The following is an 18,292-nucleotide window of genomic DNA, read 5'->3' on the forward strand; positions in this document are numbered from 1 at the left end:
GCTCGATCCCTCTGCCGAGACGAAGGGAGGTGGGGAACCGTGAAAAAAGGTGTGGGGGTTTCTTCGTCGATCTCGCACACCAGCGATTTCGACCGTTGCAATGTGACCGTTCACATTGTCGTCACATGTTACGCAGAAAACCGCTGCCTGTGTCAAATTGCAAGATCTCGGTTTGGTAACCGCGGCCGGATGCCGTATCGCGCGAGTCAAAACGACGGCCGCGCCGTCGACGCGCGGACGATCAATTCCGGCTGGATCCTGCCCGTGTAGCCTGCGGCCTGGTCGTCCATGGTCCCGAGGAGCTGGGCGACGCAGCGCCGCCCCAGTTCGGGGAAATCCTGTTTGACCGTGGTGAGGGGCGGCCAGAAGTGGGCGGCCTCCGGGATGTCGTCGAAACCGACGATGGAGACGTCGTGCGGAACGTCCTGGCCCGCGTCGCGGATCGCGTGCATGAGCCCGAGCGCCATCTGGTCGTTGGAGGAGAAGATCGCGGTGAAGTCGCGGACGCGCATGAGTTCACGCCCGGCGTAGTAGCCGAACTCTGCCGACCAGTCACCGAGGATCGGTGCCGTCGTCGGCACATCCTGGGCGTTCATCTCCTCGAGGAACCCGCGCATTCGCGCTTCCGCCTCGATCCAGTCCTGCGGGCCAGCAAGGTGGTAGATGTTCCGGTGGCCGAGCTCGATGAGGTGCCTGGTTGCCAGCCGCGCCCCCGCGACCTGGTCGACGGCGATGGCGTGGTCGTCGGTGCCCTCGCTCGTGTTCATCGTCACGAACGGCACGCGGAGATCGAGATTGGAGATCGCCCGGAACACGCGGACCTGGGGCGCGATGATCACGAGCCCCTCGATGGCCTGGGCGTTGAGGTGGTTGAGCGCGGTGAGGATCGACGACTCGTCGGTCTTCGTGATGTTGGCGGTCGAGACGAGGTAGCCGGCATCCTGCGCCGCGCTCTCGATGCTCTGGATGATGCTCGACGGCCCGTATTGCGAACGTTGCGAGGCCAACACGCCGATCGTGCGCGAGCGACTGGTGACGAGGGCCCTGGCCGCGCGATTGGGGCGGTATTGCAGGTCGTTCATCACGTCGAGGACGCGCTGCCTGGTCGAATCGCGGATGCTCGGGTGGTCGTTGAGCACCCGGGAGACGGTCTGATGGCTCACGCCAGCGAGGCGTGCGACGTCGCGGATGTTCGGCGCTTTGCCTCTGTCGACGCTGTCTGTCACCGGAACACCCTTGAATCCATGTGCACGGTCACATCCGCGCCAGTACGTCAATTATGCACGGCTCGGGCAGGAGCGCGAACGCGCCTCTACGGCACTTGGTGGCGATGTGACACGGGATGTGACGGCAAAGACCCGTTGTCACACGCCTGTCACATCGGCGCGTTCACTCTGAGGTTCTGGTGCACGGACACCCGTTCCGACGCGTGAACCGAGGCCCAGCGAGAGAACCGAGAGCACTGCGGCGAGCGCGAAGCATCCGGCGAACGGCCACGCACCACCGAGACCGAGAAGTGCGGCGAAGACGATACCGGTCGACGCGAGGGCGAGCGCGCCTCCCAGCGAGTCGGCGATCGACAGGGCCGAGCTGTTGAAGCCCTGGTCCCGCTCCGACGAGTACGACAGCGTCATGACGCTGAGCCGCGGATACATGAGCCCCATCCCCGCTCCCCCGAACAGCCAGCCTCCGATGATGACGGCCGGGTGAAGCTCTGCTGCTGCGGTCGCGACGGCGAGCAGGATGGCGAGAAGCACGAGGGCCGTGCCGATGCGCATCGCGTTCACCGAGCTGAGTGAGCTCTCGAGCTTGCCCTGCAGCCATGATGCACCGGCCCAGGTCAGGGCGGCGCCGGTGAGTGCGAGGCCGGAGAGGGCGGCCGAGAAGTCGTAGCGTTCTGCGAGGAGATACGGGATGTAGACCTCAGCCCCGAAGAACGCCGCGGCGACGAGGCCGCGCAACAGGATGACGGTGGGAAGTCCGCGTGCGGCGCGAAGCGACCCAGGGGGCAGGAGCGGACGCACCGCGACGAGCGCGACGAGAATGGCGGCGACGGCGACGACACCGACGTAGGCGCCGTCGAGTCGCGCGGAGAGGTTGAGGCCGAGCACGGCGACGGCGGCGAGCACGGCCCACGCGATCTTGCCGTGGGCCCAGGCGGGCTTGCCTGCCACGTCGCCGTGGGAGCCGCCGCGGAGCATCCGCAGTGCCGGGACGACCATGAGCATCGCGATGAGTACGAGGCCGACGACCCCGAGGAACACCCAGTGCCAGCTCGTGAGTTCGGCGACGACACCGGCGGCGAACGGGCCGACGAGCGACGGCACGACCCACGCAGCGGCGAACCCGGCGAAGATGCGGGCGTGCAGCGCTGGAGGGTAGATGCGCGCCACGACGACGTAAAGCGCGACGTTCATCGCGCCTGACCCGAGCCCCTGCACCAGCCGGCCGATGAGGAACACCGTCATGTCGGTCGCGAGACCGCAGATGAACAGGCCGAGGATGAACACGGCGACCGAGGTCAGCAGTGGCGCAACGGGGCCGTTGCGGTCGGACCAGTTGCCGGCGAACACCATGCCGATCACCCCGGTGGCGAGCGGTCCGGCGAAGGCGAGCGCGTAGAGCGCAGCACCGTCGAGGTCTGCGCTCACGAGCGGCATGATCGTCGTCACCGCAAGCGATTCGAACGCGGCAAGGAACACGAGAGCGCACGCCCCGATCGTCACCCACAGGTAGCGGGAGGAGAAGATCCCTGGCAGCGCGTCCGGTTCCCGGTTCACGGATGCCGCACCGGGAGGGGCGTCGGAAGTCACCCGTCGAGCTTATTCGCTTCTTCCTTCACCGCGCGCGGGCATTCTCGGCCTTCGAGGGACGCAAACCGCTGCCACACCGGCAGAACGGAGCAGTTTGCGTCCCTCGAACGGTACTGGCGTCAGTTCGGAGAACCGCCGGAGACCACGAGCGTCGCGCCGCTCGTGTAGCTGGCGTCGGCGCTCGCGAAGTAGACGTATGCGCCGGCGATCTCGGCGGGCTGGCCAGGCCGACCATATGGGGTGTCGGATCCGAACCCGCTCAGGTCGTCGGCGCCGCTCGCCGAGTCCGGCTGGAGGTTGGTCCAGAACGGGCCAGGGAGAACCGCATTGACGCGGATGCCACGGGGCGCGAGCTGCTGCGCGAGCGCTTTCGTGAAGGTGACGATCGCACCCTTCGTCGCCGCGTAGTCGAGTTTGTCTGCCGATGGCTGATTGGCCTGGACACTGCTCGTCGTGATGATGCTGCCGCCCTCCGGAAGGTGCTCGAGGGCTGCTTTGGTGAGCCAGTAGAGCGAATACACGTTGGTGCGGAAGGTGAGGTCGAGCTGGTCGGTCTCGAGGTCGAGGATGTCCGGCACGTTGTTCTGGTAGCCGGCGACCATGACGAGAGTGTCGAGTCCGCCGAGTTTCTCCGCAGCGGTCGCGATGGCATCCGTGCATTCCTTCTCGTCGGAGATGTCGACCTTGAGCGACGCCGCGGTGACCCCGGACTTCTCGATCTCTGCGAGCGCTTCGGCGGCGCCCTCCTCGTCGCTGTGGAACGTGAAGACCACGTCCGCGCCTTCACGGGCGAACGCGAGCGCCGTCGCGCGGCCGAGGCCGGAGTTACCGCCGGTGACGAACGCCTTCCTGCCCTTCAGCCGGCCGTTGCCGCGGTAGGTTTCCTCGCCGTGATCCGGCTTCGGCGACATGACCGGCTCATCGCCGGAGTCGTCGGCTTCGAAGGGTGGACGCGGGTACTGGTCGAGTGGGTTCTGGAGGCTCATCGCCCCAGTAGACACTCCAGATCGAGCCGGGTCCACCCCATGCGAAAACGCCGGGGCTGCTCTACGATTCGGTGCTTCAGCGCTTCTTGAGTGCCTTACCGATGGCGCGGTCGACATCACTGAGCAGGTCGTCGACGGATTCGAGCCCCACCGACAGCCTGATGACGTTCGCCGGAACGGCAAGCTCGGTCCCCGCGACCGACGCGTGGGTCATCTCGGCCGGGTAGTTCACGAGGGACTCGATGCCGCCGAGCGATTCCGCGAGCTGGAACACTCGCGTCGACTCCGCGAACGCGCGCGCGACCTTTTCGCCGCCCGCGAAGGCGAGCGACAGCATCCCGCCGAATCGCGACATCTGCGTCGCCGCGAGCGAGTGCCCCGGGTGGGAATCGAGCCCGGGGTAGTACACGGTCTCGATCGCGGAGTGCTCGGAGAAATACTCGGCGATCGCCTGGGCGTTGTCGCTGTGACGCTGCATCCGCACGTCGAGGGTCTTGATGCCACGGCTGGTGAGGAACGCGTCCATCGGCGCCGAGACCGCCCCGGCGGCGAACTGCATGAAGCGGACCTTCTCGTGCATCTCGTCGTCGTTGAGCACGAGGGCGCCACCGATGACGTCGGAGTGTCCGCCGAGGTATTTGGTGGTCGAGTGCACAACGACGTCGGCGCCGAGCGCGAGCGGGTTCTGCAATGCGGGAGACGCGAAGGTGTTGTCCACGACGACGGTGAGCCCTGCGGCGTGACCGACCTCGGCGAGCTCGGCGATATCGGTGATCTTCATCAGCGGGTTCGACGGGGTCTCGACCCAGAGCACGCGCGTGTTCTCGGTGATCGCCGACTGCACGGTGCGAAGGTTCGACATGTCGACCACACTGTGCGTGACGCCCCATGCTCCGAAGATGCGGGCGATGAGGCGGTAGGTTCCGCCGTACGCGTCGTTGCCGAGCACGATGTGGTCTCCCGGCTTGAGGATGCCTCGGAGCAGCGCGTCTTCAGCGGCGAGGCCTGACGCGAACGAGATTCCGTGCCTGCCGCCCTCGAGCGCCGCGAGCTGCTCCTCGAGCCCGTTACGGGTGGGGTTTCCGCCGCGGCCGTACTCGAAACCGTTCCGCAGGCCGCCGATGTGGGTCTGCACGAAGGTCGACGACTGGTAGATCGGCGGGATGACCGCCCCGGTCGTCGGATCGAAGTCCTGACCCGCGTGGATCGCGCGGGTCGCGAATCCGGAGGTCCTGCTCTTCTTGTTCTTCTTGTTCTTCTTGTCGTTCTGTGCGGAGCTCATGGCGTATTCCTCGTCGTCGTCGTTCGCGGGTTCAGTCGCTGAGCGAGGTCAGCAGGTCCTGGCGGGTGAGCACGGCATCCGGCTTGCCGTCGCGAGTCACCATGAGGGCATCGGATGCCGTCAGCGCGAGTCGCGCAGCGGCCAGTGAATCGCCGGATCCGATGATCGGCAACGGGGCCTGGGTGACGGTCGCGATGGCATCCGTCAGCTTCGCATCCCCGGTGAAGACGCTGTCGAGGAGGGAACTCTCCGAGACAGAACCGACGACCTCGCCCATGACGACGGGAGGTTCGGCGCTGAGGACGGGGAGTTGTGACACCCCGTGCTCTGCCATGATGCCGATCGCGTCGTGCAGGGTGTCGGAGGGGTGCACGTGCAGGAACGCGGGAAGGTCCCCGCCCTTGGCTCTGATGACGTCTCCGACGGTCCGCTCACCGGCGGCGTGGTCGATGAACCCGTGCGAGCGCATCCACGAGTCGTTGAAGATCTTGGCGAGGTAACCGCGGCCCCCGTCCGGGAGCAGCACAACGACGACGTCGTCCTCACCGAGGCTCTCCGCCGCTTTGAGTGCTGCGACGACGGCCATGCCGCTCGATCCGCCGACGAGGAGGCCCTCTTCGAGCGCGAGCCGGCGGGTCATGGCGAAGGATTCGGCATCCGACACCGCGATGACCTCGTGAACGACACCCGGGTCGTATGCGCCTGGCCACATGTCTTCGCCGACGCCCTCGACGAGGTACGGGCGGCCGGTGCCGCCGGAGTAGACGGAGCCCTCCGGGTCTGCACCGATGATGCGCACGGTTCCGTTCGATGCTTCGCGGAGGAAGCGACCGGTTCCCGTGATGGTTCCCCCCGTTCCGACTCCGGCGACGAAGTGCGTGAGCTTGCCCTCGGTGTCGTTCCAGATCTCGGGGCCGGTTGTCTCGTAGTGGCTCAGCGGACCGTTCTGGTTGAAGTACTGGTTGGGCTTGAACGCGCCGGGAATCTCGGCGGCAAGCCGGTCGGAGACGCTGTAGTACGACTCGGGGGACTCGGGCGCGACAGACGTCGGCGTGACCACGACCTCGGCACCGTACGCGGTGAGCACGTTGCGCTTTTCCTCGCCGACCTTGTCCGGCACGACGAAGATGCAGCGGTATCCACGCTGCTGCGCGATGAGGGCGAGGCCGACGCCGGTGTTTCCGCTCGTCGGCTCGACGATGGTGCCGCCGGGCTTGAGCTCTCCGGACGCCTCGGCCGCGTCGAGAATGCGCGCCGCGATGCGGTCCTTCACGCTGCCGCCGGGGTTGAGGTACTCGACCTTCGCCAGCACGGTGGCACGGATGCCGTCGGTCACTCGGTTGAGCCGGACCAGCGGGGTGTTTCCCACGAGGTCGACGATGCTCTCTGCGTACTTCACGTTCGTCCGTTCGGTGATGGGTTTTCGTTGCGGGTTCGCTTCCACGCGCAACCCGGTGCGGCTTGTGGCCGCCGATTCGAGCCTAGCCGCTGCCCCCGTTCTGTTACAGGGTGGGGCGTCTTGCGAGGTGAACATCCCGCGCCGGCCGGCCGACGGCATCCGCTTTAACATTGCCGTGCATCCGCTTCACCGCGTGCTCCCAGCAAACCCCATTCCGGGCCCATAAACTGGAGACGCCCGGCCCCCATGCGCGCGCATGGACGAGAACCCGGGTTCCCACACCACGAGAGGCCACTGTGACCCCGCGAAGCGATTCCCCCGGCAGCAAAAGCGGCAACCCTGCGAGGCAGCTGACCATCAAGGAGCAGCGGGCCGAACAGCGCGCCCAGAAGGTCGAAGCGTACAAGCGTGAGCAGGCGAAGAAGCGTCGCGCGAAGAAGATCGGCATCATCTCTGCCGTCGTCGCCGGTGTTGCGGTCGTTGCGCTGCTGGTCACGTCGCTGATCCTCACCCAGCCGAAGAACGCGTCGTACACCGCCGGTGGTTCTGGCGCCGAGATCGAGGGCGTCGAGACGTTCGAGAACACCAACAACCACGTCGAGACCGCTGTGGACTACCCGCAGACTCCCCCCGCCGGTGGCGACCACAACCCGGCCTGGCTGAACTGTGGCGTCTACACCGAGGTGCAGCCGAACGAGAACGCTGTCCACTCCCTCGAGCACGGAGCGATCTGGGTCACCTACGACCCGTCGATCTCCGACGAGGAGCTCGACCTTCTGAAGACGAAGCTCCCCTCTACCTACGTGATCCTCTCTCCATTCGACGACCTTCCGGCTCCGATCGTGCTCTCCGGCTGGGACGTCCAGCTCCAGGTCGACGAGGCCTCTGACGAGCGTATCGGCGAGTTCTTCGAGGAGTACTGGAAGAGCGAGAACGTCCCAGAACCCGGCGCACTCTGCACCGGCGCCGTCGACGGCCCGGGCAAGGCGTAGATTGGCCGGCGTCGAGATCGAGACGGATGCCACGGCATCCGTCCCCGAGTCGGCTCGCGTTTCGAGGCGGCGGTCCCCGCTCGCACTCCTCGTGCTCGCCCTCGTCGCGATCGTTGTCGTCGGCATCGTCGCCTTCTCGGTCGGGCGGTTGTCGACGCTCGGTGATCCGACGCCCACGACCGGCAGCGCCGAGGCCGGTTTCGCGCGCGACATGCAGACGCACCACAATCAGGGCGTCGAACTGTCGATGATCATTCGTGATCTCACCGACGACCCCGACGTGCGTCTGCTCGCCTACGACATCGCGACCACGCAGGGTGCGCAGTCCGGCATGATGCAGGGCTGGCTCAGCGTCTGGGGTCTGCCCGCGCATTCCACCGAGCCGGAGATGACGTGGATGATGCGCCCGACGCTCGAGGGCGACGGGCACAACCACGGATCCGGTGAGAGCGCCCATGAGCCGGGCGAGCCGATGCCGGGGCTCGCGACGCAGGAACAGATCACGGAGCTGAAGAGCCTCACCGGTGTTGCAGCCGAGCGGATGTTCCTCGAACTCATGATCGCGCACCACCAGGGTGCGATCGACATGGCGGAGGCGTTGCTCGACCGCAGCACGAACTCCACCGTCCGCACCTTTTCGATCGGCGTGGTGAAGAGCCAGGATTCCGAGATCGACCTGATGGAGTCGATGCTCGACGAGCGTCCGGCGCCCTAGTCGCGTACCCGCCGTTCGTCGGTCCCCAATGTCGGGTTTCTCACAAGAAACTGAACATTCGGGACCGATGAAGCTCCCCCTACGCATCTGATCCGCGTTCGTCGGTCCCGTATGTCCGATTCCCCGAAGCAAAGCGAGCATTCGGGACCGATGAACCCCGGCCCTCCGCGCTCAACGCTTTCTCCACATGACCGGTTTCTCTCCACAGTTCTTGCCGGTGTCGCGGAGGTGGGAACGCACGGTGGAACGGTTGACGGATGCTGTCTCCTCGCCCACTTCCATCGAACCTTCCGACTTCATTCACCTATCACGAAGCACGTCGGCACGGTGTGGGGCGATCACGCCTCCACAGCCCAGACCTCGAGCATCTGTTCCGAGGCGTATGGGCACGGGCCGCCGTGGATTCATCCGCTGCCGATTCAGATCCCGCGGAATTGATTCGCACCGAGGTGCGCCATCTGGCGCAGGCCTACTCGAACCGGATGCTACCCACGGAGTTCTTCAGTCACACCACAGCGGCTACTCTCTGGGGTGTGCCGTTGCCGCGCCTCGAAGATCGCCTTATCGATGTATCCGTGTTTCGGCCGAGACGCGCACCGAAAGGGGCGGGGGTCCGGGGGCACACGCTCGATCCGAACCTCGTCCACGTCACCACGCACCGCGGGCTCCGCCTCGCCACCCCCGCATCCACCTGGGCGAACCTCGGCCCGCTCCTCCACCCGTACGACCTCGTGGCCGCGGGCGACGCGATCGTCTGCCAGCGCACCTCGGCGGGCGGCAGCGGCGTCACCCAGCCGCCCATCGCCACGCTGGACCAGCTCCGCGCAGCAATCGACGCAGGGCGCCGCCCCGGGGTGGGCGCCCTCCGCGACGCGCTCGGTCGCATCCGCACCGGGTCGTGGTCTCGCCTCGAGACGTGGGTGCGCCTCATTCTCGTCGACGCGGGGCTACCCGAACCGGTGCTCAACTTCGACGCTTTCGCCGACGCGGGCAGCTTCCTCGGCTGTGTCGACCTCGCCTACCCGGACCTCAAGATCGCGATCGAATACGAGGGCGCGCACCACTGGCAGACGCCTGAGCAGATCCAGCGAGACATCGACCGGCTCGAGCGACTTGTCGAGAACGGATGGCGCATCGTGCGCCTCACCAAACGTCACGTCTTCTCCGACCCGGCCGAGGTGGTGCGCCGCGTGTCCGTCGCGCGGACCCAGCGGGCGGCGCAGCGCTGACCACCGGCATCCGAAAACGATCGCTGAGACGGGTGCCACGCGGCCCTCAGTCGACGAGCGGCCGACTCCCCAGTTGTTCCTCGAACATGCGGGCGTACGTTCCGTCGAGGGCGAGAAGCTCCGCGTGCGTTCCGGTCTCGGCAATCCGACCGGCCTCCACGACGAAGATCACATCGGCCTTCACGATCGTCGACAGCCGGTGCGCGATCGCGATGGTGGTGCGCCCAGCGGATGCCGCCTCCAGCGCCCTCTGGACGACCCGCTCCGAGATCGTATCCAGCGCACTCGTTGCTTCGTCGAGCACGAGCACCGCCGGGTCCTTGAGCATCACCCTGGCGATCGCGATGCGCTGCTTTTCACCTCCGGAGAGGCGATAGCCGCGCTCACCGACGACAGTGTCGTAGCCGTCCTCGAACGAGGCGATCGTGTCGTGGATGTTCGCTGCCCGCGCCGCGCTCTCGAGCTCCGCGTCCGTAGCATCCGGTTTCGCGTAGCGAAGGTTCTCGGCGATGGTCGCGTGGAACAGGTAAGTCTCCTGGCTCACGATCCCGATGTTCGACACCAGCGATTCGGCCTGCAGTTCTCGCACATCGGTGCCGGCGAACAACACCCGCCCGCCCGTCGCATCGTAGAACCGCGGAACGAGGTACGACACGGTCGTCTTGCCGGCCCCGCTGGGTCCGACGAAGGCCGCGAACTCCCCCGGTGCGATCGAGAAGGAGACCTCGTCGAGCGTCGGACGTGAGTCCGGCGTGGCATCCGGGTAACGGAAGGTGACGCGCTCGAACTCGACGCGTCCGAGTGAGCCGCTTGCGGCGTCGACCGGGACGGCATCCGGACCGTCCGAGATGGTGGGTGTGAGGTCGAGGTACTCGAAGATGCGGGCGAACAGGGCTCCGGATGTCTGCAGGTCCAGTCCCACGCGCATCAGCGCCATGAGCGGGAAGAGCAGCCGGGACTGCACGGTCGTGAACGCGACGATCGCACCGGCCGTGATGTCGGTGGCCCCGCCTGTCACGAGGAAGCCGGCGACGAGGTAGACGATGGCCGGGATCGACGACAGGAAGATGTTGACCATGGCGAAGAACCACTGCCCGCTCATCGTCTGCTTGACCTGCAGGTCGACCTGCTCGTCGTTGGACCGCTCGTAGCGGCGGATCTCCGTCGGCTGCTGGTTGAAGCTCTTGGACAGCAGCACGCCGGACACGCTCAGTGTCTCCTGCGTGATCGCCGTCATGTCCGACAGTGACTCCTGCGTCTTCGTGGCGATCCGGGCCCGCACCTGCCCGACCCGGCGCTGGGCGATCACGAGGATCGGCATGAGGATGAGGGCGACGATGGTGAGCTGCCAGTTGATCAGCACCATGGCGACGAAGGCTGCGAGCACGGTCACGGTGTTGCCGAGCACACTGGAGATGGTGTTGCTGAGCGCACCGGCGACCCCGCCGACGTCGTTCTGCAGGCGGGACTGGATGACGCCGGTCTTGGTCCGGGTGAAGAAGCTCAGTTCCATCGATTGCAGCCGGCGGAACAGCGCGACCCGGAGCTCGCCCATGACGGTGTTCCCGACCGTCGCGGTGAGCCAGGTCTGCCAGACCCCGAGGCCGGTGGCGAGCACGAAGATGCCGATCATGATCGCAACGATCCGGGTCAAAGCGGGCAGGTCGGGCCCGCCATCGGGCGGGAAGAGCCCCACGTCGAAGGCCTGTTCCACCAGGAGCGGCGGGATCACGCTCAGTGCGGCGCCGACGAGGACGAGCACGACCGTGAGAGCGATCTTCGCCTTGTGCGGCGAGAACAGGGCGGCGACCCGCGGTAACAGGTTGGGAATCTTCGGCGCCTCGGCGTTCACCGCGCGCTGGGCTTCTTCGTCGCCACCGCCGCGCATCCGGCCGCCGCCACCACGGCCGCCGCCGCCATGCATACTCATGGACTCACCCTAACCCCGGCATTCGACGTCGAATGCCGGGGTTCAGGTAGTGAGAGAATGCGGCGGGTTACCCCTTCGTCGCACCGGCGAGGAGGCCTCGCACGAAGTACCGCTGCAGGCTGAAGAACACGATCAACGGCACGATGAGCGACACGAACGCCGCGGCTGTCAGTCGCTGCCAGTCCTGGCCTCGCGTTCCGGTGAGCTCCGCCAGCCTCTGGGTGAGCGGCGCGACATCCGCTGTTCCGCCCGAGAAGATCAGCGCAACGAGCAGGTCGTTCCAGACCCAGAGGAACTGGAAGATGGCAACGGATGCGATCGCCGGGAGAGCGAGCGGCAAAACGATCCTGAAGAAGATCTGCCCGGGGTTCGCACCGTCGACTCGTGCGGCCTCGATGACTTCTCCCGGAACCTCCGAGATGAAGTTGTGCAGAAGGAAGATGATGAGCGGCAAGCCGAACATCGTGTGCGCGATCCACACGGGCAGGTAGTTCTGCTCGGGGATCATCGGGATCACCTCGTGGAGACCGTTCTGCAACGGACGCAGGAACTGCGTGAACATCTGAAGCAGCGGCAGGAGCGCCATCTGCAGCGGAACGATCTGCAACGCGAAGACGAGGATGAACAGCCAGTTCGATCCCTTGAACTTCATCCACGCGAACGCGTATGCGGCCATGGCGCCGAGAATCAGCGGGAAGATGGTTCCTGGGATCGCGATCGCGAGTGAGTTGACGAAGTACGAGCCGAGCTGCGGTGACGATTGCGACGACGAGAAGAGCACTTCTGCGTAGTTGTCGAACGTGAAGCCCGGGTTCTGGAAGATCGTCCACCAGCCCGTCGACTGGATGAGTTCAGCCGGCCGGAACGACGAGACGAACAGGCCGAAGGTCGGGATCGTCCACACCACCGCGATGACCAGCGCGACGATCGTCGCGGTGCGAGAGGTCAGGCGGCGCTTGACCCGACGGGACTTGGTACCGACTTCGATGTCGGCGCCCTTGTCGAGCTTCTTCCCGGTGTCGGTGTCGGTCGTGGTGGGCACAATCGGTGTCGTGCTCATCGGATCTCCCTCTGCTTCCGCATGACTCGGATGTTGTAGATGACGATCGGCAGCACCAGCACGAAGAGCACGAGTGCGAGAGCCGAACCACGACCCGGTTCAGCTGCACGGAACGCCTGGGTGTACATCTCGTTCGCGATGACGCTGGTGTTGAAGTTTCCGGCGGTCATCGTGCGCACGATGTCGAAGACCTTGAGCGTTGCGATGGAGATGGTCGTGATGACGACGACGAGAGAACCGCGGATGCCGGGGAGCGTCACGTTCCGGAATCGCTGCCACGGGTTCGTTCCGTCGATTTCTGCTGCTTCGAGCTGCTCGACCGGAACGGCCTTGATGGCGGCCGAGAGGACGACCATGGCGAAACCGGTCTGGATCCAGATCATCACGACGATGAGGAGGAAGGTGTTGATCGGACTGGTTTGCAGCCACTGAACCGGCTCTCCACCGAGCCAGACAACGATCTGGTTGAGGAGACCGATCTGTTCGCTTCCGGCCTGGCGGTAGTCGTAGACGAACTTCCAGATGATTCCCGCGCCGACCATGGAGATGGCCATCGGCATGAACACGAGAACCTTGTAGATCTTCTCGCCGCGGGACTTGTCGATGAACACCGCGTAGGCGAGCCCGACGATTGTCGAGACGGTGGGAACGAGCAGAACCCAGACCACCGTGTTGATGAGGGTGTTGACGATCGCCGGCTGCGTGAACATCCAGACGAAGTTGTCGAGTCCGTTGAACTCGCCCGTGTTGTTGGTGAAGGCGAGAAGGCTCGTCCGGATGGCCGGGTAGATGAGCCCGAGGAAAACCAGGATCATCGCCGGTGCGAGGAAGACGGCCAGTTGCCCGTAGTCCTTGCCGCGCTTGGGAGCTTTGTCGAGGAAGAAGAAGAGGAGGCCGATGATGGCGGCGAAGATGGCGAGACCACCCACCACCTGGATGATCTTGCCGATGAGATCAGCGGTCGTCATGAAACTGCGCCTTTCCGAGAAGGGAGATCACGGGCGGAGCCGCCGGATGGCGACCCCGCCCGTGTTCGGGGGATGAAACAGTTAGCTCTTCGGCCAGCTGCTCTCAATCGCGTCGACCGTCTCCTGGGTGCTGTCGCCGGAGATCCAGGCCACGATGCCCTTGAAGAACGAGTCCGCGCCGACGGCGGCCGGCATGAGGTCGGAACCGTCGAAACGGAACACAGCATTCTCGTCCTGAAGGATCTCGATGCTCTGCTTCAGCACGTCACTCGAAGCGTTCTCGGGGTCGAGACCCTTGTTGGCGCTGATGACACCGCCGAGCTTGACCCGGTTGTTCGCCCAGGTGTCACTTGACATGTATGCACGTACGGCGTCGATCTCCTCGCCCTCGCTGAACGCGACGGGGAACTCTCCACCACCGGTCACTGCCTGCTCTCCGTCGGCCTCAACCGAAGGCATGAGGAATGCGAAGACGTCACCGTCTGGGCTGACTTCGGTACCCTCGGGCCAGAAGCCTTCGTAGAAGGATGCCTGGTGGTGCAGTGAGCAGGTGCCGTCGAGGATCGGAAGGCCGGCTCCGTTGAACTCGGTCGAGATCACGCTGGAGACGTCACCGAGTCCACCGTTGACCATGTCCGGGTTTTTGAGGACCTCGCCCGCGGCGTCGAACGCTTCGACGATCTGCGGGTCGTTGAACGGGATCTCGTGGGTGATCCACTGGTCGTAGACCTCAGGGCCTGACTGGCGGAGGACGAAGTCCTCGATCCAGTCGGTACCGGGCCAGCCGGTGGCGTCACCTGAACCGAGACCAACGCACCACGGCTTGTGGTCGCCCTCTGCGGCGATCGTCTCGCTCAGCTCAGTGAGTTCGTCGAGTGTGGTGGGGACCTCGTACCCCTTCTCCTCGAACTCGGCCGGCGAGTACCAGATGTACCCCTTGATGCTCGCCATGAGCGGAGCGGCGTAGAAGGTGCCGTCGTGGCTGCCGTAGCCCTTCCAGTCCTCGCCCCAGAACTCGTCGACGTTCGACTCGACGGCCTCGGGTGCTTCGATCAGCCAGCCGCCTGCAGCGAGTCGCTGGAGCAGACCGGGCTGCGGGACGATTCCGATGTCCGGGGCGTTGCCTGCCTCGGCGAGCACCGCGATCTGTGCCTCGAATTCCTTGGTGCCCTGATACGCCACGTCGATACCGGTGCAGGTGGCGAAGTCGGCCCAGGACTCGACGAGACGGTCAGCCTCGGCGTCGAGAATCGTTCCACCGATGGTGACCTCGGGGTTGTCATCGAAAGTACCGTACGCCTCGTAGTCGGCGCAGTCCGTGTCGGCCTTGTCGCCGGCCGCAACGTCGCCGGTACAGCCGGTGAGTGCGAGACCGACGATTCCGGCTGCCGCGAGCGGCGCCAGGATGCGGCGATGGGTCTTGAAGCTCATCTCTGTTCTCCTCGTTGAGTGTGATTGTTCTCGGGCCTGAAGCTGTGGACCTCGCCCCGCTGGTGCACGCCGATCCCCATAGGGAACCGGTTCCATGCAAAAGTTACGGCACCCCACCCGGATATACAAGCACGACAGGGTAACGAATTCGGCCGATGATCGCGCTCTCTCGCGGGAACTCGCCGGGAGAGGTGGATGCCGCGGCCCGGCCCGCTCGCTCGATTTCTGAAACCGGTTCCATACCGGGAGTCGTTTCGCTATCCTCGATCCAACAACGCCTTCCCTCTCCTCTGGGAACGCGTCCCAGCGTCGGGAGGCCACCGTGGGTAGTGCAATCGCGGATGTCGCGGCACGCGCAGGTGTTTCCAAGGCCACCGCGTCCCGCGCACTGTCGGGCAAGGGCTACGTCGCTGAAGCCACGCGGAAGCGGGTCGTGCAGGCTGCAGAGGAGATCGGCTTCGTCGCCTCGCCCAATGCCGCCAGCCTCGTGACCGGGAAGACGAAAAACATCGGCGTCGTCATTCCCTTCATCAACCGGTGGTTCTTCGGCGAGATTCTCGAAGCTATCGAAGAGGCGCTGCTCAACAGCGGCTTCGACATGACCCTGTACAACCTGCACCCGGGGTCCGCAGAACGCGACCGCGTGTTCAACTTCTTCCTCGCTCGCAAGCGATTCGACGGGGTGATCGCCGTCGGGGTGGAGCCGACCGCTGAAGAGGCGGGGAGGCTCCTTCGGCTCGGGATACCGATGGTCAGCGTCGGGGCGCCGGTTCCCGGCATCCGTTCGCTGACGATCGATGACGTCGCGGCCGCGCGCGTCGCAACGGAGCACCTGCTCGGGCTCGGTCACCGCAGGGTCCTGCACATCGGGGGCCACGTCGCGGATCCGGCCGAGAACACTGTTCACAACTTGCGGCTGGCCGGCTATCGGCAGGCGATGTTCGCGGCCGGCCTCGCGTCTGAGGCGCGGGCGACCCAGACCACGATGAGCGTGCCCGGCGGATATGACGCCGGCACGCACGCCCTGAGCGATGCCACCTCCCGGCCGAGCGCCATCTTCGCCGCGTGCGACGAGATCGCCATCGGGGTGATCATCGCGGCCCGCCGAATCGGAATCCGGGTGCCGGGCGATCTGTCGGTCATCGGCATCGACGGCCACGAGTACGCGGAGATGTTCTCGCTCACGACGATCGAACAGCGCCCGCGGGAGCAGGGCCTGGCTGCCGTCACCGACCTGCTTTCGGCCGTGGGAGGAGAGCCGTGCGCTCCCGAGGTGGTCGATATGCCGGCACGGCTGGTCGTGCGGGCGAGCACGGCCCATGTCGGCGTCGTCGCCGACGCCGTCTGAGCACGAAAAAGAGCGCCGCTCCCCGGAGGGAGCGACGCTCTCGTGAACTACCTCGAGCGGTAGCGCAGTCAAACCACAAGCATGAGCCCCGAAGGGCGCAGATTACTTGAGGGTAACGGTTGCGCCAGCCTCTTCGAGAACAGTCTTTGCCTTCTCGGCGGTTTCCTTGTTTGCACCCTCGAGGACGTTGCCCGGAGCGCCATCGACGACGGCCTTGGCCTCGCCGAGACCCAGCGAGGTGAGCTCGCGAACGGCCTTGATGACCTGGATCTTCTTGTCGCCGACCGACTCGAGAACGACGTCGAAGGAGTCCTTCTCTTCGACCTCTTCTGCAGCAGCACCGGCAGCAGCCGGTCCAGCAACAGCAACGGGTGCAGCCGCGGTGACCTCGAAGGTCTCCTCGAATGCCTTGACGAACTCGCTGAGTTCGATGAGCGTGAGGCCCTTGAACTGCTCAAGCAGCTCTTCAGTTGACAGCTTTGCCATGATTTTCTCCCTTAGATTTCTTTGGTCTACTCACCGCTGTCCCAGGTCTGAACCTAGGAAGCGGACTCCTGCTTCTCACGCAGCGCGTCGACCGTGCGAACGGCCTTCGACAGCGGTGCGTTGAACAGATATGCGGCTCCGAACAGCGAGGCCTTGAAGGCGCCGGCAAGCTTGCCGAGCAGAACTTCGCGGGACTCGAGGTCGGCGAGCTTGCCTACCTCTGCGGCGGTCAGGGCGTTACCGTCAAAGTAACCGCCCTTGATCACCAGGAGAGGGTTTGCCTTGGAAAAGTCGCGCAGGCTCTTTGCAACGGTGACAGGGTCTCCGTGCACGAATGCGACGGCCGACGGACCGACGAGCTCTTCGTCAAACGACGAAATGCCCGCGTTGTTCGCGGCAATCTTGGTCAGCGTGTTCTTCACCACGGCGTAGGTTGCGTCCGCACTGATGTTGGTGCGCAGCGTCTTGAGCTGTGCAACAGTGAGGCCGCGGTACTCGGTCAGCAGTACGGCAGTCGAGCTCTGGAATTTCTCCGTGAGTTCGGCAACCGAGGCTTCCTTGTTCGCCATAGCCACTCCTTGATTAGTCTTCCTCGCACCGCGGAAGCGAATGCGAGCCAAAAAGGCAGTTGGTTTTCGGCAGAAAAAAAGCTCCGGCGCAAGCGCACGGAGCAAAAGGAGAGAGAATCTCGATGTTGTTTCGTCCACCTGCGCGGGTCGTCTCAGCTGAGAACCTTCGATCGGATGCCTGCTTACGCACGCACGCCGAAAACCTGCGGTCTTTGGTTTTGTCTCACCCTACGGCATCCGTCGTCGTTCCGCCAAATCGGGAGCGATCAGGCCAGCGGGCTGAGGTGGAGTTCGCGAAGCAGCGCTGCGGGGTCGTCGTAGATGGCGATCGCTCCCGCGGAGAGAAGCTCGGCTGAGGAGAATCCGCCGGAGAGCAACCCGATGGTCGGAACGCCCGCTCTGGATGCGGCGAAGCAGTCCCAGACCGAGTCGCCGACGAAGATCGCTTCGCCTGCGGGAACCCCGGCTTTGCCGAGTGCGACTTCGACGATCGACGGGTCGGGTTTCGCCGTCTCGACGTCGTCGGCGTTCGTGGTCGCGTGGAGAGACCCGTCGACGTCGAGCGTCCCGGTGAGCAGTTCGAGTTCGTCCTCCGGGGCCGAGGTGGCGAGAACTACGATGGTGCCTCGCGCGGACAGCGCGCGGATCAGGTCGCGCGAGCCAGCGAGGGGCTCGAGCCTCGGCGCGAGTTCCTTGTAGTAACGGGAGTGCAGTTCCTTCGCCCGATCACGGAGTTCATCTGCCCGGTCGCCGAGAAGAGCGCCGAGGAGCCTCGCCGAATCCTGGCCGATCGCGCGGTGCACCCGCCAGGCCGGTACGAACACCTCGAGGTCGGCGAAGGCGTGGGTCCAGGCCTCAACGTGAAGGTAATTGGAGTCGACGAGAGTTCCGTCGACGTCGAACAGAACGGCCTTGATCTTCTCGGTCATGACACCCTTTCAGTTGACCCGTAACTCTAGCGATGCGGGATCGGTATCGCAGCGCTGGCGCGAAAGGTCGACGCGTGGGGGGCGAATTCTAGGTAGTCACGCAACACCGGTGTTTGTGTGTGGGTTTAAGAGTAGTTTGTCGAGTCGTTCGGCGG

The 18,292-nt window shown here is 65.2% G+C and carries 16 protein-coding genes; 4 read left to right on the forward strand and 12 right to left on the reverse strand.

The genetic code is table 11. The features are described from left to right. Positions 1-206: 206 nt before the first annotated feature. From D9V29_RS02210 to D9V29_RS02230, 5 genes are all read right to left on the reverse strand, one after another. Positions 207-1,226 (reverse strand): LacI family DNA-binding transcriptional regulator, encoded by a 1,020-nt coding sequence (locus tag D9V29_RS02210; protein WP_121671678.1) that lies wholly within the window; start codon positions 1,224-1,226, stop codon positions 207-209. Positions 1,227-1,364: 138 nt separating this feature from the next. After that, positions 1,365-2,813 (reverse strand): MFS transporter, encoded by a 1,449-nt coding sequence (locus D9V29_RS02215; protein WP_121671679.1) that lies wholly within the window; start codon positions 2,811-2,813, stop codon positions 1,365-1,367. A 119-nt stretch (positions 2,814-2,932) separates the two neighbouring features. After that, positions 2,933-3,799 carry an SDR family oxidoreductase gene (locus D9V29_RS02220; protein WP_121671680.1) on the reverse strand — a complete coding sequence of 289 codons (867 nt, stop codon included), beginning with the start codon at positions 3,797-3,799 and terminating at the stop codon, positions 2,933-2,935. A gap of 76 nt (positions 3,800-3,875) precedes the next feature. Then, on the reverse strand, positions 3,876-5,081 hold the full coding sequence (locus D9V29_RS02225; RefSeq protein WP_121671681.1) for a cystathionine gamma-synthase: 1,206 nt from the start codon (positions 5,079-5,081) through the stop codon (positions 3,876-3,878). Positions 5,082-5,112: 31 nt separating this feature from the next. Next, entirely contained in the window at positions 5,113-6,480 is a 1,368-nt protein-coding gene (locus tag D9V29_RS02230) for a cystathionine beta-synthase (RefSeq protein WP_121671717.1), read from the reverse strand. A gap of 296 nt (positions 6,481-6,776) precedes the next feature. On the opposite strand from D9V29_RS02230, the gene D9V29_RS02235 reads away from it, so the two are divergent. The 3 genes from D9V29_RS02235 (at position 6,777) to D9V29_RS02245 (ending at position 9,416) form a co-directional block, all read left to right on the forward strand. Next, positions 6,777-7,472 (forward strand): thioredoxin-like domain-containing protein, encoded by a 696-nt coding sequence (locus D9V29_RS02235; RefSeq protein ID WP_121671682.1) that lies wholly within the window; start codon positions 6,777-6,779, stop codon positions 7,470-7,472. A gap of 1 nt (position 7,473) precedes the next feature. Further along, positions 7,474-8,187 carry a DUF305 domain-containing protein gene (locus D9V29_RS02240; protein WP_220699915.1) on the forward strand — a complete coding sequence of 238 codons (714 nt, stop codon included), beginning with the start codon at positions 7,474-7,476 and terminating at the stop codon, positions 8,185-8,187. 398 nt (positions 8,188-8,585) lie between these two features. Further along, entirely contained in the window at positions 8,586-9,416 is an 831-nt protein-coding gene (locus D9V29_RS02245) for an endonuclease domain-containing protein (protein ID WP_183084889.1), read from the forward strand. Positions 9,417-9,462: 46 nt separating this feature from the next. Here D9V29_RS02245 and D9V29_RS02250 read toward each other — a convergent pair whose 3' ends face one another. The 4 genes from D9V29_RS02250 to D9V29_RS02265 form a co-directional block, all read right to left on the reverse strand. Then, the gene (locus D9V29_RS02250) at positions 9,463-11,340 is read right to left on the reverse strand and encodes an ABC transporter ATP-binding protein (RefSeq protein ID WP_121671684.1); all 1,878 of its coding nucleotides are present in this window, start codon (positions 11,338-11,340) and stop codon (positions 9,463-9,465) included. Between the two features lie 73 nt (positions 11,341-11,413). Continuing rightward, positions 11,414-12,406, reverse strand: a complete 993-nt coding sequence (locus D9V29_RS02255) for a carbohydrate ABC transporter permease (protein ID WP_121671685.1) — start codon at positions 12,404-12,406, stop codon at positions 11,414-11,416. Next, a complete protein-coding gene (locus tag D9V29_RS02260) occupies positions 12,403-13,374 on the reverse strand; it encodes a carbohydrate ABC transporter permease (protein ID WP_121671686.1) in 972 nt (323 codons plus the stop codon). Before D9V29_RS02260 ends, D9V29_RS02255 begins: the two co-directional genes overlap by 4 nt. An 81-nt stretch (positions 13,375-13,455) precedes the next feature. Continuing rightward, entirely contained in the window at positions 13,456-14,805 is a 1,350-nt protein-coding gene (locus tag D9V29_RS02265; protein ID WP_121671687.1) for an ABC transporter substrate-binding protein, read from the reverse strand. A gap of 322 nt (positions 14,806-15,127) precedes the next feature. Between D9V29_RS02265 and D9V29_RS02270 the strand changes: the two genes are divergently transcribed. Beyond that, positions 15,128-16,153, forward strand: coding sequence for a LacI family DNA-binding transcriptional regulator (locus tag D9V29_RS02270; protein WP_121671688.1), 1,026 nt, complete (start codon positions 15,128-15,130; stop codon positions 16,151-16,153). A gap of 102 nt (positions 16,154-16,255) precedes the next feature. Here D9V29_RS02270 and rplL read toward each other — a convergent pair whose 3' ends face one another. The 3 genes from rplL to D9V29_RS02285 all read right to left on the reverse strand — a co-directional run bounded on the left by rplL (position 16,256) and on the right by D9V29_RS02285 (position 18,137). Continuing rightward, positions 16,256-16,639 (reverse strand): 50S ribosomal protein L7/L12, encoded by a 384-nt coding sequence (rplL, locus tag D9V29_RS02275; RefSeq protein WP_121671689.1) that lies wholly within the window; start codon positions 16,637-16,639, stop codon positions 16,256-16,258. A gap of 53 nt (positions 16,640-16,692) precedes the next feature. After that, positions 16,693-17,208 carry a 50S ribosomal protein L10 gene (gene rplJ / locus D9V29_RS02280; protein WP_121671690.1) on the reverse strand — a complete coding sequence of 172 codons (516 nt, stop codon included), beginning with the start codon at positions 17,206-17,208 and terminating at the stop codon, positions 16,693-16,695. Positions 17,209-17,474: 266 nt separating this feature from the next. Further along, positions 17,475-18,137, reverse strand: coding sequence for an HAD family hydrolase (locus D9V29_RS02285; RefSeq protein ID WP_121671691.1), 663 nt, complete (start codon positions 18,135-18,137; stop codon positions 17,475-17,477). Positions 18,138-18,292 lie beyond the last annotated feature (155 nt).

The sequence above is a fragment of the Mycetocola manganoxydans genome (genome assembly GCF_003667545.1).
Taxonomy (GTDB): domain Bacteria; phylum Actinomycetota; class Actinomycetes; order Actinomycetales; family Microbacteriaceae; genus Mycetocola_A; species Mycetocola_A manganoxydans.